Annotated in this window: 17 protein-coding genes; 9 read left to right on the top strand and 8 right to left on the bottom strand. The window is 58.9% G+C overall.

Annotated features, from left to right (window positions below; all coding sequences use genetic code 11):
- Nucleotides 1-22 precede the first annotated feature (22 nt).
- The 9 genes from PSEBG33_RS04445 to PSEBG33_RS04405 all read left to right on the top strand — a co-directional run bounded on the left by PSEBG33_RS04445 (nt 23) and on the right by PSEBG33_RS04405 (nt 14107).
- A complete protein-coding gene (locus PSEBG33_RS04445; RefSeq protein ID WP_005791455.1) occupies nt 23-1462 on the top strand; it encodes a sigma-54-dependent transcriptional regulator in 1440 nt (479 codons plus the stop codon).
- Nucleotides 1463-2159: 697 nt separating this feature from the next.
- Complete coding sequence (locus tag PSEBG33_RS04440) at nt 2160-3563, top strand: polynucleotide adenylyltransferase PcnB (protein ID WP_005791457.1); 1404 nt, start codon at nt 2160-2162, stop codon at nt 3561-3563.
- A gap of 2 nt (nt 3564-3565) precedes the next feature.
- On the top strand, nt 3566-4051 hold the full coding sequence (gene folK / locus PSEBG33_RS04435; protein WP_005791459.1) for a 2-amino-4-hydroxy-6-hydroxymethyldihydropteridine diphosphokinase: 486 nt from the start codon (nt 3566-3568) through the stop codon (nt 4049-4051).
- 363 nt (nt 4052-4414) lie between these two features.
- Nucleotides 4415-5215: a 3-methyl-2-oxobutanoate hydroxymethyltransferase gene (gene panB / locus PSEBG33_RS04430; RefSeq protein WP_005791461.1), complete on the top strand. Its 801-nt coding sequence runs from the start codon at nt 4415-4417 to the stop codon at nt 5213-5215.
- Entirely contained in the window at nt 5212-6063 is an 852-nt protein-coding gene (gene panC, locus PSEBG33_RS04425) for a pantoate--beta-alanine ligase (RefSeq protein WP_005791463.1), read from the top strand. The genes panB and panC overlap by 4 nt, the downstream gene beginning before the upstream one ends.
- A 223-nt stretch (nt 6064-6286) precedes the next feature.
- Nucleotides 6287-7951 (top strand): glucose-6-phosphate isomerase, encoded by a 1665-nt coding sequence (pgi, locus tag PSEBG33_RS04420; RefSeq protein ID WP_005791464.1) that lies wholly within the window; start codon nt 6287-6289, stop codon nt 7949-7951.
- Nucleotides 7952-8056: 105 nt separating this feature from the next.
- On the top strand, nt 8057-9994 hold the full coding sequence (gene acs, locus PSEBG33_RS04415) for an acetate--CoA ligase (RefSeq protein ID WP_005791466.1): 1938 nt from the start codon (nt 8057-8059) through the stop codon (nt 9992-9994).
- Nucleotides 9995-10087: 93 nt separating this feature from the next.
- A complete protein-coding gene (locus tag PSEBG33_RS04410) occupies nt 10088-11104 on the top strand; it encodes a class I SAM-dependent rRNA methyltransferase (protein ID WP_005791468.1) in 1017 nt (338 codons plus the stop codon).
- Between the two features lie 87 nt (nt 11105-11191).
- Entirely contained in the window at nt 11192-14107 is a 2916-nt protein-coding gene (locus PSEBG33_RS04405; RefSeq protein ID WP_005791470.1) for a DUF748 domain-containing protein, read from the top strand.
- Nucleotides 14108-14395: 288 nt separating this feature from the next.
- Here PSEBG33_RS04405 and PSEBG33_RS04400 read toward each other — a convergent pair whose 3' ends face one another.
- The 8 genes from PSEBG33_RS04400 to rimP all read right to left on the bottom strand — a co-directional run bounded on the left by PSEBG33_RS04400 (nt 14396) and on the right by rimP (nt 24009).
- Entirely contained in the window at nt 14396-15019 is a 624-nt protein-coding gene (locus PSEBG33_RS04400) for a BON domain-containing protein (protein ID WP_005791472.1), read from the bottom strand.
- A gap of 296 nt (nt 15020-15315) precedes the next feature.
- Nucleotides 15316-17421 (bottom strand): polyribonucleotide nucleotidyltransferase, encoded by a 2106-nt coding sequence (gene pnp / locus PSEBG33_RS04395; RefSeq protein WP_005791474.1) that lies wholly within the window; start codon nt 17419-17421, stop codon nt 15316-15318.
- A gap of 195 nt (nt 17422-17616) precedes the next feature.
- Nucleotides 17617-17886, bottom strand: a complete 270-nt coding sequence (gene rpsO, locus PSEBG33_RS04390; protein WP_003176135.1) for a 30S ribosomal protein S15 — start codon at nt 17884-17886, stop codon at nt 17617-17619.
- A 115-nt stretch (nt 17887-18001) separates the two neighbouring features.
- A complete protein-coding gene (gene truB / locus PSEBG33_RS04385) occupies nt 18002-18919 on the bottom strand; it encodes a tRNA pseudouridine(55) synthase TruB (RefSeq protein ID WP_005791476.1) in 918 nt (305 codons plus the stop codon).
- 3 nt (nt 18920-18922) lie between these two features.
- A complete protein-coding gene (gene rbfA / locus PSEBG33_RS04380) occupies nt 18923-19318 on the bottom strand; it encodes a 30S ribosome-binding factor RbfA (protein ID WP_003176137.1) in 396 nt (131 codons plus the stop codon).
- A gap of 159 nt (nt 19319-19477) precedes the next feature.
- The gene (gene infB / locus PSEBG33_RS04375; RefSeq protein WP_005791478.1) at nt 19478-21994 is read right to left on the bottom strand and encodes a translation initiation factor IF-2; all 2517 of its coding nucleotides are present in this window, start codon (nt 21992-21994) and stop codon (nt 19478-19480) included.
- Nucleotides 21995-22021: 27 nt separating this feature from the next.
- Nucleotides 22022-23503: a transcription termination factor NusA gene (gene nusA, locus PSEBG33_RS04370; protein WP_005791481.1), complete on the bottom strand. Its 1482-nt coding sequence runs from the start codon at nt 23501-23503 to the stop codon at nt 22022-22024.
- A gap of 47 nt (nt 23504-23550) precedes the next feature.
- Complete coding sequence (rimP, locus tag PSEBG33_RS04365) at nt 23551-24009, bottom strand: ribosome maturation factor RimP (protein WP_003235029.1); 459 nt, start codon at nt 24007-24009, stop codon at nt 23551-23553.
- Between the last annotated feature and the right edge of the window lie 101 nt (nt 24010-24110).

Consider the following 24110-nt stretch of genomic DNA (forward strand, 5'->3'; position numbering starts at 1 on the left):
GACCGTCGAGAGAATTGAATCAATGCCGCACATTTTGATCGTCGAAGACGAAACCATTATCCGCTCTGCCTTGCGTCGCCTGCTTGAACGAAATCAGTACCAGGTCAGCGAAGCCGGCTCGGTGCAGGAAGCCCAGGAGCGGTTCAGCATCCCCACGTTCGACCTGATTGTCAGCGACCTGCGCCTGCCTGGAGCCCCGGGCACCGAGCTGATCAAGCTGGGCCAAGGCACCCCGGTGCTGATCATGACCAGCTACGCCAGCCTGCGCTCGGCGGTCGACTCGATGAAGATGGGCGCGGTGGACTATATCGCCAAGCCTTTCGATCACGATGAGATGCTCCAGGCCGTGGCCCGCATCCTGCGTGACCGTCAGTCGGCCAGCAGCGCGCCTGCCGAACAACGCCCAGCCGGTAAAGCGACCAACGGCGCCGACAAACCTGGTGTGGACAACAGCAATGGCGAGATCGGCATCATCGGCTCCTGCCCGCCGATGCAGGATCTGTACAGCAAGATCCGCAAGGTGGCGCCGACCGATTCCAATGTATTGATCCAGGGCGAGTCGGGCACCGGCAAGGAGCTGGTAGCCCGCGCCCTGCACAACCTGTCCAAGCGCGCCAAGGCACCGATGATCTCGGTGAACTGTGCGGCAATCCCTGAATCGCTGATCGAGTCCGAACTGTTCGGTCACGAGAAAGGCGCGTTCACCGGCGCCAGCGCCGGGCGTGCCGGCCTGGTTGAAGCGGCGGACGGCGGCACCTTGTTCCTCGATGAAATCGGCGAGCTGCCACTGGAAGCCCAGGCGCGCTTGTTGCGGGTGTTGCAGGAAGGCGAGATTCGCCGAGTCGGTTCGGTGCAATCGCAAAAGGTTGATGTGCGGCTTATTGCAGCGACGCACCGTGACCTCAAGAGCCTGGCCAAGATCGGCCAGTTCCGTGAAGACTTGTATTACCGCCTGCACGTGATCGCCCTCAAATTGCCAGCCCTGCGCGAGCGCGGCGCCGACGTCAACGAGATCGCCAGTGCGTTCCTGTTACGCCAGAGCGCACGCATCAACCGTACCGACCTGAAGTTTGCCGCGGACGCCGAGCAGGCAATCCGGCATTACTCGTGGCCGGGTAACGTGCGGGAATTGGAGAACGCCGTGGAGCGCGCGGTGATCCTGTCGGAAAGCCCGGAGATTTCCGCCGAGCTTTTGGGCATCGATATCGAGCTCAGTGACCTGGAAGACGATGACTTCATCGGCCTGGCCCCACAACAGGGCGGCGGTAGCAATACCAGTCATGAGCCGACGGAGGATTTGTCACTGGAAGACTACTTCCAGCATTTCGTCCTGGAGCATCAGGACCATATGACCGAGACCGAACTGGCCCGCAAACTGGGTGTGAGTCGCAAGTGCCTGTGGGAGCGGCGCCAGCGCCTGGGCATTCCGCGGCGCAAGACCGGGGTTGCCAGCGAGAGTTGAGGGGGCGCCCCCACAGGTAACACCTGCAGATGTGAAAAAACTGTTACCGCTGACTTTTCACGTAACAAAAGCCGGGGCTTACGGTAACGAAGCCCCGGCTTTTTTTTGCCCCTGAAAACTGCAAAACCACCTCAACCCCCTGATTTTGCTGGCCGGCACAAAAGTTGGCACGCACCCTGCTATATGCTTAGTACAAAAACAATAACAAGCTTTGTACAAGACAATAAAAATAAGACGAATCGACTCACGCATAACAAAAACAACACGGCGGAGGCGCAGCTAACTGATTCTTTTGGAGAGGCGTTGCATTTGGGGCTTGCCCCGCAACCAGGCCGAGAACAACAAAAACTGCCCTGAGGCAGAGCCTGAACTGGTTGGATCGTAGATCAGCAGCACAGCGACCAAAGCAATCCGTTTGCTCTTGACTCTCGATTGGGAGTGTCATGAAGGTGAAGCTTCATGGCGAGGGCGATCAACAAAAACAAGAAGCCCGAAATCAATAATAAAAATAGAGCACGCAACTACTTCTGGGGGAGCTTCGGCTCCCCTTGTAGTTTCCGGGATTTGCCCCCAAAACGCTTATGGCGCAATGCCTGTAGCTTGTTCCTACACCATCCCCTGACTAAATGCTAGAATCCCCGCCCATCATGCGGTCATTCTTCGTTATGGCCGAACATTCCTTCAAACAGTGCATCCCATGCTGAAGAAGTTGTTCCAGTCATTCCGTTCTCCCTTGCGTCGTACGCAACACAAACGCAGCACGCCTGAAGTGCTCAACAGCAGCCAGCATTCGTTGCAGCGCGCTCAATTCAGCCGTTATGCAGTGAACATCGTCGAACGTTTGCAGAACGCCGGCTACCAGGCTTACCTGGTGGGTGGTTGCGTACGCGACATGCTGCTCAATATCACGCCCAAGGATTTCGACGTAGCCACCAGTGCCACGCCTGAACAAGTGCGCGCCGAGTTTCGTAACGCACGAATCATCGGCCGGCGTTTCAAGCTGGTGCATATCCATTTTGGTCGCGAAATCATCGAGGTCGCGACCTTCCGCGCCGGTCACCCGCAAAACGATGACGAAGAAGACACCAATCAGTCTTCCCGCAACGAGAGCGGGCGCATCCTGCGCGATAACGTCTACGGCACCCTGGAGGAGGACGCGCAACGTCGCGACTTCACCATCAATGCCCTTTATTACGATCCGGTCAGCGAGCGCATCCTCGATTACGCAAATGGCGTACACGACATTCGCAATAACCTGATCCGCCTGATCGGTGACCCGACCCAGCGCTATCAGGAAGATCCGGTGCGTATGCTGCGCGCCGTGCGGTTCGCGGCCAAACTCAACTTCGGTATCGAGAAGCACACTGCCACGCCGATTCGCGATCTGGCGCCCATGCTGCGGGAAATCCCCTCGGCACGCCTGTTCGAAGAGGTGCTCAAGCTGTTCCTCTCGGGGTATGCCGCCGACACCTTCGAAATGCTCGTCGACCTGCAGTTGTTCGACCCGCTGTTCCCGGCCAGTGCCGAGGCGCTGGAATACAACCCGACGTACACCCACACGCTAATCAGCGAAGCGTTGGTCAATACCGACCTGCGCATCAAGCAGAACAAACCGGTAACCCCGGCATTCCTGTTTGCCGCCCTGCTGTGGCCAGCGCTGCCCAAGCGCGTACTGCGCCTGCAGGACCGTGGCATGCCGCCGATCCCGGCCATGCAGGAAGCCGCTCACGAACTGATCGCCGAGCAATGCCAACGCATCGCTATCCCGAAACGCTTCACCATGCCGATCCGCGAAATCTGGGACATGCAGGAGCGTTTGCCGCGTCGCAGCGGTAAGCGTGCCGACCTGCTGCTGGACAACCCGCGTTTCCGTGCCGGCTACGACTTCCTGCTGCTGCGCGAAAGCGCCGGTGAGCAGACCGATGGCCTGGGCGAATGGTGGACTGACTATCAGGACGCCAATGACAGCCAGCGCCGCGAAATGATTCGTGAGCTTGGCAGCAAAGGCGATGGTGCCGGTGAAGGGCCGAAAAAGCGTCGCCGCAGCGGCAGTAAGCGTAAACGCAGCAGTGCCGATGCCTCGGGCGCCGCGGGCGAATAAACGTGGAACGTATCTACATCGGCATGGGCAGCAACCTGGCTGCCCCGCAACAGCAATTGCGCAGCGCGATCGAGGCGCTGGCGCAACTGCCTGGCACCCACCTCGCTGGTGTGTCCGCCTTCTATCAAAGTGACTCCCTGCTCCCGGGCCAACCGCGCTACACCAACGCGGTTGCGGCACTGGACAGCAGCCTGGCGCCGTTGGACCTGCTCGACGCACTGCAAACCATCGAGAATGACCAGGGCCGCGAACGTCTTGAGCGCTGGGGCCCACGCACACTGGATCTGGATATCTTGCTGTTCGGTGATCGCCTGATCGACGAACCGCGCCTCAAGGTGCCGCACTACCAGATGCATCTGCGCGCCTTTGTGCTGTATCCGCTGGCTGAATTGGCGTCAACCGACCTGCAACTGCCTGACGGCCAACGCTTGAGCGCCCTGCTCACAGCCTGCCCATTCGTCGGCCTGGAACGCTTACCGCAAGAATGACTCGGTCAATGTGGGAGCTGGCTTGCCTGCGATACAAGCGACTCGGTGTATCAGCCACACCGCGTGGATGCCATCGCAGGCAAGCCAGCTTCCACATTTGATCTCCTCTGCCGTAAAACCGCGCACAAGTTGCGCAATGGCGTCAGTAACAGCGGTAACACCGCCATCGTAACAATGCGGTAACACATCCAATTGACTTCCCGTGTCCTCCTCACGACTATAGGCGTCCCGCTGCCGCCAACACGGCGCTACAGGGCGCAATCCAGGCCTTATAAGCACTGCTTTCAAGACAGTGCGCCTGTATAAACGAAGACTCACGCGCGTTACTCGCTGTTTCCAAGCGCCTGAACGAGGACCCTTTTCATGCCAGACATTACCCTGACCACCTTGCAGAGCCTCAAGCTCAAGGGTGAAAAAATCACCATGCTGACCTGCTATGACGCCACCTTCGCCAACGCCTGTTGCCAGGCCGGGGTTGAAGTGTTGTTAGTGGGCGACTCCCTGGGCATGGTTCTTCAAGGGAATGACAGCACCTTGCCCGTGACCACGGATGAACTTGCCTACCACACCGCCAGCGTCAAGCGTGGCAACGACGGCGCCTTGATCATCGCCGACCTGCCGTTCATGGGGTACGCCACGCTTGAGCAGACCTTCCAGAACGCCGGCAAGCTGATGCAGGCCGGCGCCCATATGGTCAAAGTCGAAGGCGCCGTGTGGCTGGCCGAGTCGATCCGGCTGCTGGCTGAACGCGGTGTACCGGTATGTGCGCACATGGGCCTGACCCCGCAGTCGGTGAACATCCTCGGCGGCTACAAGGTACAGGGTCGCAATGAAGCCCAGGCACGCCAGATGCGTGCCGATGCCATCGCCCTGGAACAAGCCGGTGCCGCGATGATTGTGCTGGAGTGCGTCCCCAGCGAACTGGCCGCAGAAATCACCCAGGCCGTCAAAGTGCCGGTAATCGGCATTGGCGCCGGCTCCGCCACCGATGGTCAGGTGCTGGTCCTGCACGACATGCTCGGCCTGTCGATTAGCGGTCACGTGCCCAAGTTCGTGAAGAACTTCATGGCCGGCCAGGACAGCATTCACGCAGCCCTGAGCGCTTACGTCAGCGAAGTCAAGAATGTGACTTTCCCAGGCGTTGAACACGGATTCTCGGCATGAACACCGTTAAAACCGTCCGCGAACTGCGGGCTGCCGTGACCCACGCCCGCAGCGCCGGCAAACGCATCGGCTTTGTGCCTACCATGGGCAACCTGCATAGCGGCCATGCCACCCTGGTGACCAAGGCCGCGCAGCAGGCGGATTTCGTGGTGGCGAGCATTTTCGTCAATCCACTGCAATTCGGTGCCGGCGAAGATCTGGATAAATACCCGCGCACATTGGCCGCCGACCAGGAAAAACTCCTGCAGGCGGGCTGCAACCTGCTGTTCGCGCCCACTGTCGAGGAAATGTACCCCGATGGCATGAACGGCCAGACCCGCGTCAGCGTGCCACAAGTGTCCGAAGGCTTGTGCGGCGCCAGCCGCCCAGGGCATTTCGAAGGCGTGGCCACGGTGGTCAGCAAGTTGTTCAACATGGTCCAGCCCGACATGGCCGTATTTGGCCAGAAGGACTACCAACAGTTGGCAGTCATTCGCGCCATGGTCCGCGATCTGAACATGCCGATCCAGATTATCGGTGAACCCACCGTGCGTGCAGCGGACGGCCTCGCGCTGTCATCACGCAACGGTTACCTCACCGAGGAACAACGTGCGATCGCGCCGGTGCTGTACCGCGCGCTCAGCCAGATCGCCACGGCCATCCAAGACGGTGATCATGATTTCGCCAAGCTTCGCGCCGAGCAAATCCAGCAGATTGAAGCCGCAGGGCTACGCATGGACTACCTGGAAGTGCGCCAAGGCGTAAATTTGCGCCCGGCCACGGCTGAAGATCGGGATGTGGTGATCCTGGTCGCCGCTTATCTGGGCGCCACGCGCCTGATCGATAACCTGCACCTGAACCTCGCCTGACCCCACTTTACCCTCCACCTGTTGCCCCGACGGCTGTGCCGGTATAAAAAAGTACCGGCCACAGCGCAGACAAAGCCAAGACATATCCACACGCTAGGTTTAATGTAATCGCCCTGCGCTATGGTTAGCGCTGTCTGGAACCCAGTCGTTGAGACAAGAATGGATGTTCCGGGCTTTTAAGTGTCCTAAAGGCAGTCCCTGTAATAAAAGGAAACCCGCAGCGATGGCGTACTACCGCACCCCTCACGACGTTACCGCTCTGCCCGCCTGGCAAGCGCTTGTTCAACATCGCCAAGCCATGCAGGATTTCAGCATGCGCGAAGCGTTCAATGCCGACCCTCAGCGCTTTTCCCAATTTACCTTGAGCAGCTGCGGACTTTTCCTCGATTACTCGAAAAACCTGATCACCAGCGAAACCCGCGACCTGCTGGTGGACCTGGCCAAGGAAGTGAACCTTAAAGGCGCGATTGATGCGCTGTACGCCGGCGAGCCCGTCAACTCTTCCGAAGGCCGCCCGGCGCTGCATACCGCCCTGCGCCGCCCGGTGGGTGACAAGCTGTCGGTCAACGGCGTGAACATCATGCCGGACGTGCACAAGGTGCTGAACCAGATCACTGACCTGGTCGGCCGCATCCACGACGGCCTGTGGCGTGGCTACACCGAAAAGCCGATCACCGACGTGGTGAACATCGGCATCGGTGGTTCGTTCCTCGGTCCGGAACTGGTCTCCGAAGCACTGTTGTCCTACGCCCACAAAGGCGTGCGTTGCCACTACCTGGCGAATATCGACGGCAGCGAGTTCCACGAGCTGACCATGAAGCTGCGCGCCGAGACCACGCTGTTCATTGTCTCGTCCAAATCCTTCAACACCCTTGAAACCCTGAAGAACGCCCAGGCCGCCCGCGCCTGGTACCTGGCCCAGGGTGGTTCGGAAGCTGAGCTGTATCGCCACTTCATCGCCGTTTCGAGCAACAACGCGGCGGCCGTGGCCTTTGGTATTCGCGAAGAGAACATCTTCCCGATGTGGGATTGGGTAGGTGGGCGTTACTCGCTGTGGTCGGCGATTGGCTTGCCAATCGCCCTGGCCATCGGCATGTCCAACTTCAAGGAACTGCTGTCGGGTGCCTACACCATGGACCAGCACTTCCTGAACGCGCCGTTCGAAGCCAACATGCCTGTGCTGCTGGGTTTGCTGGGCGTGTGGTACGGCAACTTCTGGGGCGCGCAGAGCCATGCGATCCTGCCGTACGACCATTACCTGCGTAACATCACCAAGCATTTGCAACAGCTGGACATGGAATCCAACGGCAAGAGCGTGCGCCAGGACGGCACGCCAGTGTCCACCGATACAGGCCCGGTGATCTGGGGCGGCGTAGGCTGCAACGGGCAGCACGCTTACCACCAGCTGCTGCACCAAGGGACGCAACTGATCCCGGCCGACTTCATCGTGCCGATCGTCAGCTTCAACCCGGTCTCCGATCACCACCAGTGGCTATACGCCAACTGCCTGTCCCAGAGCCAGGCACTGATGCTCGGCAAGACCCGCGGCGAAGCCGAAGCCGAGCTGCGTGAAAAGGGCCTGCCGGAAGCGGAAGTGCAGAAGCTGGCACCGCACAAGGTGATCCCGGGCAACCGTCCGAGCAACACCATCGTGGTCGAACGCATCAGCCCGCGTCGCCTCGGTGCGCTGGTGGCGATGTATGAGCACAAGGTGTTCGTGCAGAGCGTGGTCTGGGGCATCAACGCTTTTGACCAATGGGGCGTTGAACTGGGCAAAGAACTGGGCAAAGGCGTTTACAACCGCCTGACGGGCGCCGAAGAAACCTCAGCCGAGGACGCTTCGACCCAGGGCCTGATCAACTACTTCCGCGGTCGTCACCGCGGCTGATGCTGATCACTCAAGGCCAACGTCTGTTTGGACGTTGGCCTTGAACCCTCCCACCACAGGGTGCATCTTTATCACTTGTCGCAAAAACAAGAATAAGGATCGCTCATGTTCGATATCAGCACGTTTCCCACCGCCGATGCCGTCCGCCGGGCTGCGCAACTCAGTCAAGAGGACTATCAGCGCCTCTATCGCCAATCCATCGAACAGCCGGACACTTTTTGGGCCGAACAGGCCAAGGCCTTTCTGGACTGGATAACACCGTGGCACACCGTCCAGCAGTCAGACATCAATACCGGTGCCGCCCAATGGTTTGCCGGCGGCCAACTGAACGTCAGCTACAACTGCATTGACCGTCACCTGGCGCAACGCGCCGATCAGCCGGCCTTCATCTGGGAGGGCGACGATCCGTCAAAATCCTCCACGATCACTTACCGCCAACTGCATCAAAACGTCAGCCGCCTGGCCAATGTGCTGAAAAACCGTGGCGTGAAAAAAGGCGACCGCGTGTGCATCTACATGCCGATGATCCCGGAAGCGGCCTACGCCATGCTGGCCTGCACGCGAATTGGCGCGGTGCACTCAGTGGTGTTTGGCGGGTTTTCGCCTGACGCCCTGCGTGACCGTATTCTCGATGCCGACTGCCGCACCGTGATAACCGCCGACGAAGGCGTGCGCGGCGGCAAGCCCGTGGCGCTGAAACAGAATGTCGATAAAGCCCTGGCCAGTTGCCCGAACGTCAGCACGGTGCTGGTGGTCGAGCGCACCGGAGCCAGCGTGAACTGGAACGAGGGCCGCGACCTCAAGTACCAAGCGGCCCTGGACGCCGCCAGCGACAACTGCCCACCCGAGCCGATGGACGCCGAGGATCCGCTGTTCATCCTCTACACCTCCGGCAGCACCGGCAAACCCAAGGGCGTGCTGCACACCACTGGCGGCTACCTGCTGCAAGCGGCGATGACCTTCAAGTACGTACTCGACTACCAAGAGGGCGAAGTGTTCTGGTGCACCGCCGATGTGGGCTGGGTCACCGGGCATAGCTACATCGTCTACGGTCCGCTGGCCAATGGCGCTACTTCGCTGATGTTCGAGGGCGTACCGAGTTATCCGGACAGCTCGCGCTTCTGGCAGGTGATCGATAAACATCAGGTGAATATTTTCTACACCGCGCCCACCGCTTTGCGCGCCCTGATGCGTGAAGGCCACGGTCCATTGGAGAGCACCTCCCGCGCCAGCCTGCGCCTGCTGGGCAGTGTCGGTGAGCCGATCAACCCGGAAGCCTGGGACTGGTACTTCAATGCGGTGGGCGAACAGCGCTGCCCCATCGTCGATACCTGGTGGCAAACCGAAACCGGCGGCATCATGCTCAGCCCGCTGGTCAGCGCCCAGCGCATCAAGCCGGGCTGCGCGACACAGCCGATGTTCGGCGTACAACCGGTGCTGCTCGATGAGCAGGGCAAGGAAATCAGCGGCGCCGGCAGTGGCGTGCTGGCGATCAAGGCCAGCTGGCCGGGGCAGATTCGCAGCGTCTACGGCGACCCGCAGCGCATGGTCGACACCTACTTCAAGCCCTATCCCGGCTACTACTTCACCGGCGACGGCGCGCGCCGCGATGAAGACGGCGACCACTGGATCACCGGTCGCATCGATGATGTGATCAACGTATCCGGCCATCGCATCGGCACCGCCGAGGTCGAGAGTGCCCTGGTGCTGCATGACCAGGTCGCTGAAGCCGCTGTGGTCGGCTATCCCCATGACGTCAAGGGCCAGGGCATCTATGCCTTTGTAACGCCAATGAACGGCGTCGAGCCCAGCGATGCGCTGAAAAAGCACTTGCTGGACCTGGTCAGCAAGGAAATTGGCAGCTTTGCCAAACCGGAACTGATCCAGTGGGCGCCTGCCTTGCCGAAAACCCGCTCCGGAAAGATCATGCGGCGCATCTTGCGCAAGATCGCCTGCAACGAACTGGACAGCCTGGGCGATACCTCAACCCTGGCTGACCCAAGCGTCGTAGACGGGTTGATCGACAAACGCCTGAACCGATAGCGCTCAGGATAATCCCCGGCCTGTGCAGGCCGGGGTTAACTGTTAAACTCCGCGCCCCGATTTTCTTATTTTTCTGCAAGCAAGGCGCGCTTCATGACCCCCCTGAATCAGGCGCTGCGCGCCGCCCTCGATCACCGCCAAGACCTGATCAACGAACTGCACGCCCAGGGTACGGACTGCTACCGGCTATTCCACGGCAGCCAGGAAGGCGCCGGCGGCTTGACCATCGACCGCTACGGCCCGCAATTGCTGGTGCAGAGCTTCCATCAGTCGCTGGACAGCGCAGACCTTCTGGACCTGCATCAGCTGATCAACCAATACATAGGCCTGGAATTGCTGCTGGTGTACAACGACCGTGCCCGAGGCAACTCGCGTATCGATCGTGAAGATACGGTATACCGCGCAGAGCCTGCGGCGCTGGAAGACCTGGTCGGCCACGAGTGGGGCCTCAGCTACCGTGTGCGGGGGCGCCATGCCGGGCAGGACCCGTTGCTGTTCCTCGACCTGCGTAACACCCGTGGCTGGGTGAAGGATCACAGCGCCGGCAAAAGCGTGCTGAACCTGTTCGCCTACACCTGCGGCGTGGGCTTGAGCGCGGCCGCCGGCGGCGCACGCGAAGTGTGCAACCTGGATTTTGCCGAGGGCAACCTGGCGGTTGGGCGTGAAAACGGCCTGCTCAACCCACAATTGCCGAGCATGGAATTCGTACAGTCCGATTACTTCCCGGCCATTCGCCAACTGGCGGGCCTGCCGATCACCCAGCGTCGCGGCCAAAAACTGCCGAGCTATCCGCGCCTGGAGCAGCGCCAGTACGACCTGGTCCTGCTTGATCCGCCCGCCTGGGCCAAGAGCGCGTTCGGCACCGTCGACCTGCTGCGCGACTATCAGAGCTTGCTCAAGCCAGCGCTGCTGACCACCGCTGACAATGGCGTACTGATCTGTTGTAACAACCTGGCCAAAGTCAGCATGGATGACTGGCGTGAACAGGTGCTGCGTTGCGCAGAAAAAGCCGGTCGCCCAGTGCGCGACTGGCAGGTCATGACACCCGGGGCGGACTTTCCTTCCACGGATCAGCAGCCTCCGTTAAAGACCTTGATCCTGCATTTGTAGGAAGTTTCCCAGCGGCCACTGTTCTTCGGAACCGAATTACCGTGCCATACTCCAAGGCACTCTCGTTCGACACAGATGGCGTCACCCATGCCCAAAGGATTGATCCGCGCCGCAGGCGCCTTGTTGACCGCCCTGGCTTTGTACAGCTTGCTGGGCTTTCTGATTTTACCCGGCATCGCTCTTCGCATTGCCAACCAACAGTTGGCGAATTACGCCACGGTGCCGGCGCGAATCGAGCGCATCGAGCTCAACCCGTTCAGCCTGGAACTCACGCTGTGGGGCCTGAAGATCGGTGAGCCGGGCAAAGAACAAGTGGGCTTCCAGCGCTTTTACGCCAACCTGCAGGCCGACAGTCTCTGGACCCGCGCCCTGCACCTGGCCGATGTGCAACTGGACCAGCCCAAGACCGAACTGCTGTTCGACAAATCCGGCCAGTTGAACCTGGCGCAGTTGTTCAAACTGCCGCCGAGCGAACCGACTCCCGCAGATCCCGATGCCAAACCGTTCCCGCTGCGTATCGACAGCATCAAACTGGCGGGCGGCAATCTGCACTTCAGAGATCTGCGCCCCAGCGAACCTATCGAATTCCTCTACGACAAACTCGACTTCGAGCTGAAAAACCTCAGCACCCTGCCCGAAGACAACGCCGACATGACCCTGGTGGCCGCTGGCCCTGACGGCGGGCAGATCGACTGGAAAGGGAATGTCAGCCTGGTACCGATCACCTCCGAAGGTACCTTGAAGGTCACCGACGGCAAGATGAAAGCCTGGTGGCCGTATGTACGTGACGCCTTGCCGCTGGTGCTGGAAGACGGCGTGCTTAACTTCAGCACCGACTATAAGTTCAGCCTGGCCAAAGAGACCGAACTGAACTTGACCAACACCGCCGCCAGCATTGCGCCCTTCGCGATCAAGGCGCCGGATGGCCGGCCATTGGTACGCCTGGAACGCCTGGATGTCAGCGAAACCACGGTGGACCTGGCCAAGCAGCAAGTAGTTGTCGGCAAAATCCGCAGCAACAAGCTGGAAACCTGGGCCGCTCTTGAAGCCGATGGCCAACTCGACTGGCAGAAACTGTTCGCCAGCCAGCCAGGCAAGCCAGCACCTGCACCGGCCAACGCCGACACGCCTGAACCTCAACCGGCAGCGCCAAGCAAACCCTGGCAAGTGATGCTCAAGGATGTGCAACTGCGCAACTATCAGGTACACCTGGCCGACCGCCAGGCCAAACCTGCGGTGGCGCTGGAACTGGGCCCGTTGAATGTCGACATGCAGAACTTCGACAGCCTCAACCAAAGCCCCTTCACCTTGAAGGTCGATAGTGGCGTGGGCAAGCAAGGCAAGATCCAGGCAACCGGCGAGGTTAACCTCAACCCGGTCAGCGCCAAGCTGAAAGTGAATACCCAGGACATCGACCTGCGGGTGGCCCAGTCGTATATCAGCCCATTTATTCGCCTGGAACTGCGCAGCGGCATGTTGGGCAGCAACCTGGATGTGAACCTCAAGAGCACCGAGCCGTTGGCCCTGCAAATCACCGGCCGCGCTCAGGTCGATCAGTTGCATACCCTGGACACCCTCAAGACCCGCGACTTCCTCAAGTGGCAGCGCCTGGTACTGGAGGGTGTGAACTATCAGCACGGTCAGAGCCTGTCGATCGACAAGGTCAACCTGCTGCAGCCGTATGCACGCTTCATGATCAACGACGATCGCACCACCAACATCGATGACTTGCTGATTCCCCAGCCTGCCGACAGTGGTGCCAAATCAGCCGCCAAGCCGGCGGCCAGCAAAGACAAACCCTTGGGCATCCACATCGGGCAGATCGCAATTAACGATGGTTCGGCCAACTTTGCCGACTTTAGCCTCACGCCCAACTTCGCCACCGCGATTCAACAGCTCAACGGCCAGATTGGCACCATCGATAGTCGCCAGGCCAAACCGGCCAGCGTCGATATCAAGGGTAAGGTAGACCGTTACGCCCCGGTGACCATCAAGGGCAGCGTGAACCCGTTTGATCCGATGGCAGCCCTGGATATCGCAACCAGCTTCAAACGTGTCGAGTTGACCAACCTGACACCTTACTCGGGCAAGTTCGCAGGCTTCCGTATCCGCAAGGGCCGGCTGAATCTCGACTTGCACTACGTGATCACCAAGGGCCAGTTGAAGGCCGAAAACAAAGTGGTGGTCGAACAGTTGCAACTGGGTGAGAAAGTCGACAGCTCCGATGCGGTGGACTTGCCGATTCGCCTGGCCATCGCCCTGCTCAAGGACAGCGACGGCAAGATCTCGATCGAACTGCCGGTCAGTGGCGACCTGAACAACCCGCAATTCAGCGTAATGCCGATTGTGTGGCAGACCCTGCGTAACCTCGTCGTCCGCGCAGCGACGGCGCCCTTCAAGTTTATTGGCGGGCTGGTGACGGGTGGCGGCTCTGAAGACTTGGGTAATGTTTCGTTCGCCGCGGGCTCCAGTGAGCTGAACAAAGATGCCGAGGGCGCGCTGAACACCCTGGCCAAGGCACTGAAAGAGCGCCCTACCCTGCGCCTGGAAATCGAAGGCACGGCTGCTGCCAGCAGCGACGGGCCGTTCCTGGCGGCACAGCGACTGGAACGTGAATACCAGTACAACTACTACAAGATCCTCCAGCGCCGTGGCGACAAAGTCCCGGCCCAAGCTTCGTTGCTTGAAGTGCCCGAGAAAGAAAAAGCACCGTTGCTGGAAGGTATCTACCGCACCCGTCTTAAACAGCAACCTCCCGCCGAATGGAAAGACCTGGGCAGCGATGAGCGCTCGGCGAAGCTCAAAGAGGGTGTGATCAAGTTCTGGAGCGGCAGTGATGTGCTGCTGCGCCAACTGGGCCAGGAGCGCGCCAGTACCATCAAGGATTACTTGGTGGACAAGGGCCAGTTGGAAGACGACCGGGTGTACTTCATTGATGCGCAGCTGGGGCAGGCGGAGAAAGATGGTCGCGTCATCACCCCAATGCATCTGGATGCTGAGTAACTTCTGAGCAACGCCTATCCTAATGTGGGAGCTGGCTTGCCTGCGATAGCACCACCTCGGTGCAACTGAATGACTGAGGTGCCAGCATCGCTGGCTAGCCAGCTCCCACATTTTGGGGGGGCTGGCAGTTTTTGTTTCAACCCCAAAATAGAACAGGCCCCGACACAAGTGCCGGGGCCTGTAATGACCACATCCGTGTGGTCGGTCGCATGAACTCCAGAGGTGCATCGGGTGGATAACTAGCTCACCCTAAGCCGCCGCTATATCGTTCAGACGAAACCTTGAACGTTACTCTGCTTTCAGGCCGTCGGCCGATACAGCTTTAACGCCTTTGATTTTCTTGGTGATGGCAACCGCAGTTTCTTTCTGCGATGCAGTCACAGCAGTCGGGGACGACAGGGAAACTACACCTTTGTTGGTCTCGACCTTGATATCAGTGCCAGGAATACCTTTTTCGGTAACCAGGTCAGCCTTCACTTTGGTGGTGATCCAAGTGTCGCTGGTGGTTTCTTTGGCATCAGCAGCCGCACCTTTGGTTTTGTCGATGCCGTCAGCTTTGACAGCGCCGCCAGCCAGCAGGCCGTCAGCCGAAACAGCACTCACACCTTTGATTTTCTTGGTGATGGCTACAGCAGTCGCTTTCTGCGAGTCCGAGATAGCTACGTCCGAAGATAGGGAAACGACACCTTTGTTGGTTTCTACCTTGATGTCGGAGCCTGGGATGCCTTTTTCAGTCAGCAGGTCTGCTTTGACTTTGGTGGTGATCCAGGTATCCGAGGTGGACTCTTTAGCCTTGGTCATTTCGCCAGCTGCCAGGGTCATTGGCGCCTGGGTTGGCTGAGCGAAGGCGGCGTTAGCCATGGCCAGGGTCAGAGCGGTAGCAGTTGCGGTAGCGAGAGCGAACTTCTTCATACGAGTAACTCCTGTTTTATTAAAAGTCTGCAGCGTGTGAACCTTGATGCGGCAGCGTTAACAGGGATAGTGCAGGCGGCGTGCCAAGTGGGATAACAGGACAAAATCGTTATAAAACAACAAGTTAAAAAACAGCGCGCTTTTCGAAATCGTGCAAGTTGCATGAAGCAGGTCGTGCCTGCGTGCAAGTTGCGGTTTTTTGCAGGCGACTAAACAACTGATTTTAGGGGAATTTCCTTCTCCCACAAAAAAGGGACTCCGAAGAGTCCCTTTTTTTCAGCTAGAACGCGGGGTGATTAAACGCCCGAAGCCTTGGCTGCTGCTACGTCCTTGATGGACAGCTTGATACGGCCGCGGTTGTCCACGTCCAGTACCAGCACTTCCACTTCCTGGCCTTCTTTGAGAATGTCGGTCACTTTCTCAACACGAGCGTCGCTCAGCATGGAGATGTGAACCAGACCGTCTTTGCCCGGCAGGATGTTGACGAATGCGCCGAAGTCGACGATGCGCTCAACCTTGCCGACGTAGATCTTGCCGATCTCGGCCTCAGCGGTAATGCCCAGGACGCGCTGGCGTGCAGCTTCAGCCGCTTCCTTGGTTTCGCCGAAGATCTTGATCGAGCCGTCGTCTTCGATGTCGATCGAAGCCTTGGTCTCTTCACAGATCGCACGGATGGTCGCGCCGCCTTTACCGATAACATCACGGATTTTGTCGGTGTCGATTTTCATCGCGATCATGGTCGGAGCGTTTTCCGACAGTTCGGTACGCGACTGGCCAATGATCTGGTTCATCTGGCCGAGGATGTTCAGGCGCGCTTCCAGGGCTTGGCCCAGAGCGATTTCCATGATCTCTTCGGTGATGCCCTTGATCTTGATGTCCATCTGCAGCGCGGTTACGCCTTTAGCGGTACCGGCTACTTTGAAGTCCATGTCGCCCAGGTGGTCTTCGTCGCCCAGGATGTCGGTCAGGATGGCGAACTTCTCGCCTTCTTTAACCAGGCCCATGGCGATACCGGCAACCGGCGCCTTCATCGGCACACCAGCGTCCATCAGCGCCAGGGAAGCACCGCAAACGGAAGCCATCGAGCTGGAACCATTGGACTCAGTGATTTCCGATACGACACGGATGGTGTACGGGAACACGTCGGCAGCCGGCAGCATCGCAGCAATCGAACGACGGGCCAGACGGCCGTGACCGATTTCACGACGACCAGCACCACCCATGCGGCCACACTCGCCCACCGAGAACGGAGGGAAGTTGTAGTGCAGCATGAACGGGTCTTTTTTCTCGCCTTCCAGGGTGTCCAGCAGCTGTGCGTCACGGGCAGTACCCAGAGTCGCAACTACCAGGGCCTGGGTTTCACCACGGGTGAACAGCGCCGAACCGTGAGTCTTGGGCAGCACGCCGACTTCGATGTTCAGCGGGCGCACGGTGCGAGTGTCGCGACCGTCGATACGTGGCTTGCCGTTAACGATGTTTTCGCGAACGGTGCGGTATTCGATTTCACCGAATGCAGCCTTGACGTCGCTGGCAGAAGGCTGGCCTTCTTCACCGGACAACTTGGCGACAACCTGGTCCTTCAGCTCGCCCAGGCGAGCGTAACGGTCGGCCTTGACGGTGATGGTGTAGGCGTCGGAGATGGCAGCGCCGAACTCGGAGCGGATAGCGCCCAGCAGGTCGGTAGCTTCCGGAGCAGCAGCCCAGGTCCAGGTTGGCTTGGCAGCTTCGGCAGCCAATTCCTTGACCGCGTTGATTACCACCTGGAACTCGTCGTGAGCAAACAGTACGGCGCCCAGCATCTGGTCTTCGGTCAGCTCTTTGGCTTCCGACTCAACCATCAATACGGCTTCGGAGGTACCGGCAACGACCATGTCCAGGCTCGAAGCTTTCTGCTGCTCGTAGGATGGGTTCAGCAGGTAACCTGTGCTTTCGTGGAAAGCAACGCGAGCGGCGCCGATTGGGCCATCAAACGGAATACCGGAGATAGCCAGCGCAGCCGAAGTACCGATCATCGCAGCGATGTCCGGATCGGTCTTTTTGCTGGTGGAAACGACGGTGCAGACAACCTGCACTTCGTTCATGAAGCCTTCCGGGAACAGCGGACGGATCGGACGGTCGATCAGTCGGGAGGTCAGGGTTTCTTTCTCGGAAGGACGGCCTTCGCGCTTGAAGAACCCGCCAGGGATCTTACCGGCAGCGTAAGTCTTTTCCTGGTAGTGAACGGACAGAGGGAAGAAGCCCTTGCTCGGGTCAGCGGTCTTGGCGCCAACCACGGTCACCAGTACGGTAACGTCGTCGTCAACGGTAACCAGCACTGCGCCAGAGGCTTGACGGGCGATACGGCCTGTCTCGAGGGTAACGGTCGACTGACCGAACTGGAATTTTTTGATAACCGGGTTCACGGTGTCCTACCTTCTTTGTGGCTCTTGGGGGAACTTGTCTTCTTGCGAAATTCTTGGGCAATGTCGGGAATCGGCCCGACCCTCGTCCAGGGTAAAACGTGTATCCAGATAAAACTTGAGGCTGGGAGCCTACCATGGGCCAGCGGGAATCCCACTGGCACACGGCAGACAACCAACCTCTAGCGCAATCGCTGATTAGCGACGCAGACCCAGGCGACCGATCAGAGCCTGATAACGACCCAGATCCTTGCCTTTCAGGTAGTCCAGCAGCTTACGGCGCTGGTTTACCATGCGGATCAGACCACGACGGGAGTGGTGGTCTTTACCGTTGGCCTTGAAGTGACCTTGCAGTTTGTTGATGTTGTGGGTCAGCAGTGCAACTTGCACTTCTGGCGAACCAGTGTCACCAACAGCTTGCTGATAGTCAGCTACGATTTGTGCTTTTTCTTGAACGTCGAGAGCCATGAGGCAATCCTTTTTTCAGGAAACCACCCAAGGGGTGATCTCAATAGGCCGAGGGCATACCCCCGTATCTATAAATGAGAAGTGACCATGCCTATTAACAGCCACCCTCGTTCGGTCATTCTGACCGAATCAGTCGACGCGGCGCGATGCGCCCGTCTTCGCTCACTTCACCGATACCGATAAAGCGACCGTTATGATCCTGTACTCGCACCATGCCGAACTTCGGGGCATCCGGGGCGCGTACCGGCTGGCCGTTGAGCCAGTAGAACGCGCTGTGCTCCGAGAAGTGCAGCAATGGCCAATCCAGCAAACCGCTGTCCGATGGCATCAGGAAGCGATCAACCGCTTCGTTGCCGCCTTCGGCGTGCACCGCTTCCAGCTCTTCCAGCGTGACCGTCTGGGCCAGGGTGAAAGGGCCGGCCTGGGTACGTCGCAGTTCAGCTACATAAGCACCGCAGCCCAGCTTCTCACCAATATCTTCCACGAGGGTACGGATATAGGTGCCTTTGCTGCAGTCCACCGCCAATCGAGCAGTGTCACCTTCACAAGCGAGCAATTCCAGCCGGGCAATAGTAACAGAACGCGGTTCGCGCTCCACCACTTCGCCCGCACGTGCCAGCTTATAAAGAGGTTGCCCATCCCGCTTGAGCGCCGAGTACATCGGCGGTATCTGACTGATTTGCCCACGAAAAGCAGGTAATGCAGCTTCGATATCCGCACGACCAACGGTCACGTCGCGAACCTGCAAAACATCACCTTCGGCGTCTGCCGTGGTGGTTGTCTTGCCCAGTTGCATGAGGGTTTCATAACCCTTGTCTGAATCAAGCAGGTACTGCGAGAACTTGGTGGCCTCACCAAAGCACAACGGCAGAACGCCGGTGGCCAGTGGATCCAGGCTGCCGGTGTGTCCCGCCTTCTCGGCGTTAAGCAGCCAGCGGACCTTCTGCAGCGCTGCATTGGAGGTGAAACCAATGGGCTTGTCGAGCAGAATGATGCCACTGACGTTGCGACGGATACGTTTGACCTGAGCCACCGCTTACTCCTTGGCGTCTTCAGGTGTGGACGGATGCTGGCTGTCTTCAGCCACGGCGCGCTCGATCAAGGCCGAGAGGTGCGCGCCACGCACGACGCTTTCGTCGTAATGGAAGTGCAACTGCGGAACGCTGCGCAGCTTCATTTCGCGGGCCAACTGCATCCGCAGGAAACCTGCGGCGGAGTTGAGCACCTTGATGCTTTGCGCGATTTCTTCGCTGTTGTCCTGCCCCATCACGGTGATGAAGATTTTGGCATGACCCACGTCACGGCTCACTTCAACGGCGGTGATGGTGACCAGGCCAACGCGCGGGTCTTTAACTTCGCGACGGATCAGTTGAGCCAGCTCACGCTGCATCTGATCGCCGATACGCTGGGTACGGCTGTATTCTTTTGCCATGTCTTGTTACCTGTTACTGCCACACGGTGAAACCCGTGGGGTCTGAAAGCGGCAAACGCCCGGCCTGACAAAAGCCAGACCGGGCGTTGCGTTTAGAGTCCGGACACGGCGCGGGGCAAGTACATGCCCACGCGCTGTGTGGCTCCTGAAGTGCGCGAGTTAGAGGCTGCGAGCAACCTGAACCTTCTCGAAGACTTCGATCTTGTCGCCAACCTTGACGTCGTTGTAGCTCTTGACGCCGATACCGCATTCCATGCCGGCACGTACTTCGGCAGCGTCATCCTTGAAGCGGCGCAGGGATTCCAGCTCGCCTTCGAAGATAACGATGTCTTCACGCAGTACACGGATCGGACGGTTACGGTACACGGTGCCTTCGACAACCATGCAACCGGCGATCGCGCCGAATTTCGGCGAGCGGAACACATCACGCACCTCGGCGATACCCAGGATGTTCTCCCGGACGTCGCTGCCAAGCATACCGGTAAGGGCTTTCTTGACGTCTTCGATGATGTCGTAGATGACGTTGTAGTAACGCATGTCCAGGCCTTCCTGCTCGACGATCTTGCGAGCGCCAGCATCGGCACGCACGTTGAAGCCGAACAGTACAGCGTTGGAAGCCAGTGCCAGGTTGGCGTCGGATTCGGTGATACCACCGACACCGCCACCGACAACACGCACTTGCACTTCGTCGTTACCCAGGCCGTTCAAGGCGCCGTTCAACGCTTCGAGGGAACCACGGACGTCGGATTTGAGGACGATGTTAAGCGTCTTCTTCTCTTCCTGGCCCATGTTCTCGAAGATGTTTTCCAGCTTGCCGGCGTGAGCACGGGCCAGCTTGACTTCGCGGAACTTGCCTTGACGGAACAGAGCCACTTCACGGGCTTTCTTCTCGTCGGCAACTACGCTCATCTCGTCGCCAGCGTCCGGCGTACCGTCCAGGCCGAGGATCTCGACCGGGATAGCAGGACCTGCTTCCTTGATTGGCTTGCCGTTCTCGTCGAGCATGGCACGTACACGGCCGTAGTTCGAACCGACCAGCACCATGTCGCCTTGGCGCAGGGTACCGTCTTGAACCAGCACGGTCGCGACCGGGCCACGGCCCTTGTCGAGGCGCGATTCAACCACTACACCACGGCCAGGAGCCGAAGGCGTAGCAGTCAATTCCAGGACTTCAGCTTGCAACAGGACCGCTTCGAGCAGTTCGTCAACGCCGGTACCCATTTTCGCCGAGACCGATACGAATGGCGTCTCGCCACCCCATTCCTCGGATGTCACGCCGTGAACCGACAGTTCGCTACGGATGCGATCGAGATCGGCGCCCGGCTTGTCGATTTTGTTCACGGCTACAACCAGAGGAACACCGGCAGCCTTGGCGTGCTGGACAGCTTCAATGGTCTGCGGCATTACGCCGTCGTCCGCTGCAACCACCAGGATCACGATGTCGGTCGCCTTGGCACCACGGGCACGCATTGCGGTAAACGCGGCGTGACCTGGAGTGTCAAGGAAGGTGACCATGCCGCGTTCGGTTTCAACGTGGTATGCACCGATGTGCTGGGTAATACCACCGGCTTCGCCTGCGGCAACCTTGGCACGACGGATGTAGTCGAGCAGGGAAGTTTTACCGTGGTCAACGTGGCCCATTACGGTCACAACCGGCGCACGGGAAACTGCCTCGCCTTCAAACTTCAGGGACTCGGCCAGGGAATCTTCCAGGGCAGTGTCGCTGACCAGGGTCACTTTGTGGCCCAGCTCTTCAGCAACCAACTGGGCAGTTTCCTGATCCAGTACTTGGTTGATGGTGGCCGGGGTGCCCAGCTTGAACATGAACTTGATGATTTCAGCAGCCTTGACCGACATCTGCTGGGCCAGATCGCCCACAGTGATGGTCTCGCCGATCTTCACTTCACGCACGACAGGGCCGGTTGGGCTCTGGAAACCGTGGGCGTTGCGTTTTTTCAGCTTGGCCTTGCCGCGACCACCACGACGGAAGCCATCGCTTTCTTCGTCGGTAGTACGTGGGGCAACGCGTGGAGCAGGCGCTTTCTCTTTGACCGAGGCACGATGCGGAGCGTTTTTGCGCTCGCCATCGCCACCACCACCGCGACGATTGTTATCGTCGGCACGTGGTTTGTCCGGACGACGAGGTTCGTCGCGCTTGCGGGCGTCGGCTGCAGGAGCAGGCGCAGCAGCAACCGGGGCGGCCTCACGCACAGCTTCAACAGGAGCGGCAACCGCTTCAGTGTTGGCAGGTTGCGCAGCAGCAGGCTGGCGACGCGCTTCTTCTTCGGCGCGACGCTTGGCTTCTTCTTCAGCCTTCTGGCGAGCAGCATTTTCTACTGCGCGACGTTCATCCAGCTCGCGTTTGCGCTCGGCTTCGATTTCTTCCGGGCTGCGCTGTACGAAGACTTTCTTCTTGCGTACTTCTACGCTGATGCTCTTGCTACCCGCAACACGCAGGGTGCTGGTGGTTTTGCGCTGCAATGTAATCTTGCGCGGTTCTTCCACTTTCGCCTTGTGGCTGCTCTTCAAGTGAGTCAGCAAAGACTGCTTCTCACTATCGCTCACACCTTCATCGGCGGCGGTGTGCGGCAGACCTGCCTCACGCATCTGCTGCAACAGGCGCTCTACCGGTGTTTTGACCTCATCGGCCAGTTGTTTCACCGTGACTTGCGTCATGCACTTCTCTCCTCAGGCCGCGCCTAATTACTCGAACCAATGGGCTCGGGCGGCCATGATCAACTTGCCGGCACGATCTTCGTCAATGCCGTCGATGTCGAGCAGATCGTCAATAGACTGCTCGGCCAGGTCTTCGCGGGTAATTACGCCGCGCACCGCCAGTTCCATCGCCAAATCCTTGTCCATACCCTCAAGCGAGAGCAGGTCTTCGGCCGGATGGGCGTCTGCCAGCTTTTCCTCAGTAGCGATGGCTTTAGTCAACAAACGATCCTTGGCCCGAGCGCGAAGCTCGTTGACGGTGTCTTCGTCAAAGCCGTCGATGTTGAGCATTTCTTCCAACGGTACGTAGGCAATCTCTTCCAGGCTGGTGAAGCCTTCATCTACCAGTACCTGTGCCAGGTCTTCATCGACTTCCAACTCTTCGATGAAGTTGCGCAGGATGTCACCGGTTTCAGCTTGCTGCTTAGCCTGGATGTCCGATTCGGTCATCACGTTCAGGGTCCAGCCGGTCAGTTGGCTGGCCAGACGCACGTTCTGACCACCACGACCAATGGCCTGAGCCAGATTGTCTGCGCCAACGGCGATGTCCATTGCATGGGCATCTTCGTCAACGATAATTGCCGCCACTTCAGCCGGCGACATGGCGTTGATCACGAACTGCGCCGGGTTATCGTCCCACAGGACGATATCCACACGCTCACCGCCCAATTCGCCCGACACTGCCTGGACGCGCGAACCGCGCATACCGATGCAAGCGCCTTGCGGGTCGATGCGTTTGTCCTTGGAGCGAACCGCGATCTTGGCACGCGAACCCGGATCGCGGGACGCAGCCATGACTTCGATCAGACCTTCGGCAATTTCCGGCACTTCGATGCGGAACAGCTCGATCAGCATTTCCGGCGCGGTGCGCGACAGGATCAGCTGAGGACCGCGGTTCTCGGTGCGGATTTCCTTGAGCAGCGCACGCAGACGCACGCCGACACGGAAGGTTTCGCGAGAGATGATGTCTTCGCGGGCCAGCAACGCTTCGGCGTTGTTGCCCAGGTCGACGATCACATTGTCGCGGGTAACTTTTTTCACGGTGCCGGAGATGATTTCACCCAGGCGCTCGCGATAAGCGTCAACGACTTGAGCGCGCTCGGCTTCACGAACCTTCTGCACGATGACCTGCTTGGCGGTCTGTGCAGCAATACGGCCGAATTCGATCGATTCGATCTTTTCTTCGACGACATCACCGACCTGGGCGCCCGGGTGCGTTTGCGCAACCTTGCTCGGCCAGGTTTCGATGGCCGGATCATCAAGATCGGCTTCTTCGACGACCGTCCAGCGACGGAAAGTCTCATAGGCACCGGTGTGGCGGTTGATTTCCACACGCAGATCAACTTCGTCTTCAAAACGCTTTTTGGTAGCAGTGGCCAGGGCCAGCTCCAGCGCTTCAAAAATCACGTTTGCCGGTACGCCCTTTTCATTGGATACCGACTCAACAACCAGCAGTACTTCTTTGCTCATCGTACGCCTCGCCTTTCGCAAGCCATTGGATCCGCGGGATCCGCGTCTCAGTCAAAACTGGGAATAATGTTGGCCTTGTCGATCATATCGATCGGCAACAGGAACTCATGGTCTTCTACCTGCACCACGACATCCTGTTCTTCTACACCGCGCAGAAGGCCCTGAAAGTTGCGTCGCCCTTCGAAGGGCGAACGCAGCTTGATCTTCACTTGTTCACCGGCAAATTTTGCAAACTGATCAATAGTGAACAGTGGGCGTTCCATGCCTGGCGAGGAAACTTCAAGGGTGTATTCAACGGAAATCGGATCTTCAACATCCAGCACACCGCTGATCTGACGGCTGACAATGGCACAATCGTCCACCAGCACGCCGCCCTCTTTATCGATATAAACGCGCAACATTGAGTGGCGACCTTGAGCCGAAAACTCAATACCCCAGCATTCATAGCCTAGGGCCACGACCACCGGGGCCAGCAAGGCCTGCAACTCTTCTAGCTTGCTCGACACCTGAACCCCCTCGTGCATGTATGTGCATGCTGTGCAAAATAAAAAAATGGGCGAAACGCCCATCCTTGAAACGCCGTCGAACAGCGGCGTTGAAAGTGTCC

Origin of the sequence: Pseudomonas synxantha BG33R, from assembly GCF_000263715.2 — a bacterium.
Lineage (GTDB): Bacteria > Pseudomonadota > Gammaproteobacteria > Pseudomonadales > Pseudomonadaceae > Aquipseudomonas > Aquipseudomonas synxantha_A.

Coding starts and splice junctions, on each gene's coding strand:
- PSEBG33_RS04445 (WP_005791455.1), top strand. CDS start 23: ATGCCGCACATTTTGATCGTCGAAGACGAAACCATTATCCGCTCTGCC.
- PSEBG33_RS04440 (WP_005791457.1), top strand. CDS start 2,160: ATGCTGAAGAAGTTGTTCCAGTCATTCCGTTCTCCCTTGCGTCGTACG.
- panB (WP_005791461.1), top strand. CDS start 4,415: ATGCCAGACATTACCCTGACCACCTTGCAGAGCCTCAAGCTCAAGGGT.
- panC (WP_005791463.1), top strand. CDS start 5,212: ATGAACACCGTTAAAACCGTCCGCGAACTGCGGGCTGCCGTGACCCAC.
- pgi (WP_005791464.1), top strand. CDS start 6,287: ATGGCGTACTACCGCACCCCTCACGACGTTACCGCTCTGCCCGCCTGG.
- acs (WP_005791466.1), top strand. CDS start 8,057: ATGTTCGATATCAGCACGTTTCCCACCGCCGATGCCGTCCGCCGGGCT.
- PSEBG33_RS04410 (WP_005791468.1), top strand. CDS start 10,088: ATGACCCCCCTGAATCAGGCGCTGCGCGCCGCCCTCGATCACCGCCAA.
- PSEBG33_RS04405 (WP_005791470.1), top strand. CDS start 11,192: ATGCCCAAAGGATTGATCCGCGCCGCAGGCGCCTTGTTGACCGCCCTG.
- PSEBG33_RS04400 (WP_005791472.1), bottom strand. CDS start 15,019: ATGAAGAAGTTCGCTCTCGCTACCGCAACTGCTACCGCTCTGACCCTG.
- rpsO (WP_003176135.1), bottom strand. CDS start 17,886: ATGGCTCTCGACGTTCAAGAAAAAGCACAAATCGTAGCTGACTATCAG.
- rbfA (WP_003176137.1), bottom strand. CDS start 19,318: ATGGCAAAAGAATACAGCCGTACCCAGCGTATCGGCGATCAGATGCAG.
- infB (WP_005791478.1), bottom strand. CDS start 21,994: ATGACGCAAGTCACGGTGAAACAACTGGCCGATGAGGTCAAAACACCG.
- nusA (WP_005791481.1), bottom strand. CDS start 23,503: ATGAGCAAAGAAGTACTGCTGGTTGTTGAGTCGGTATCCAATGAAAAG.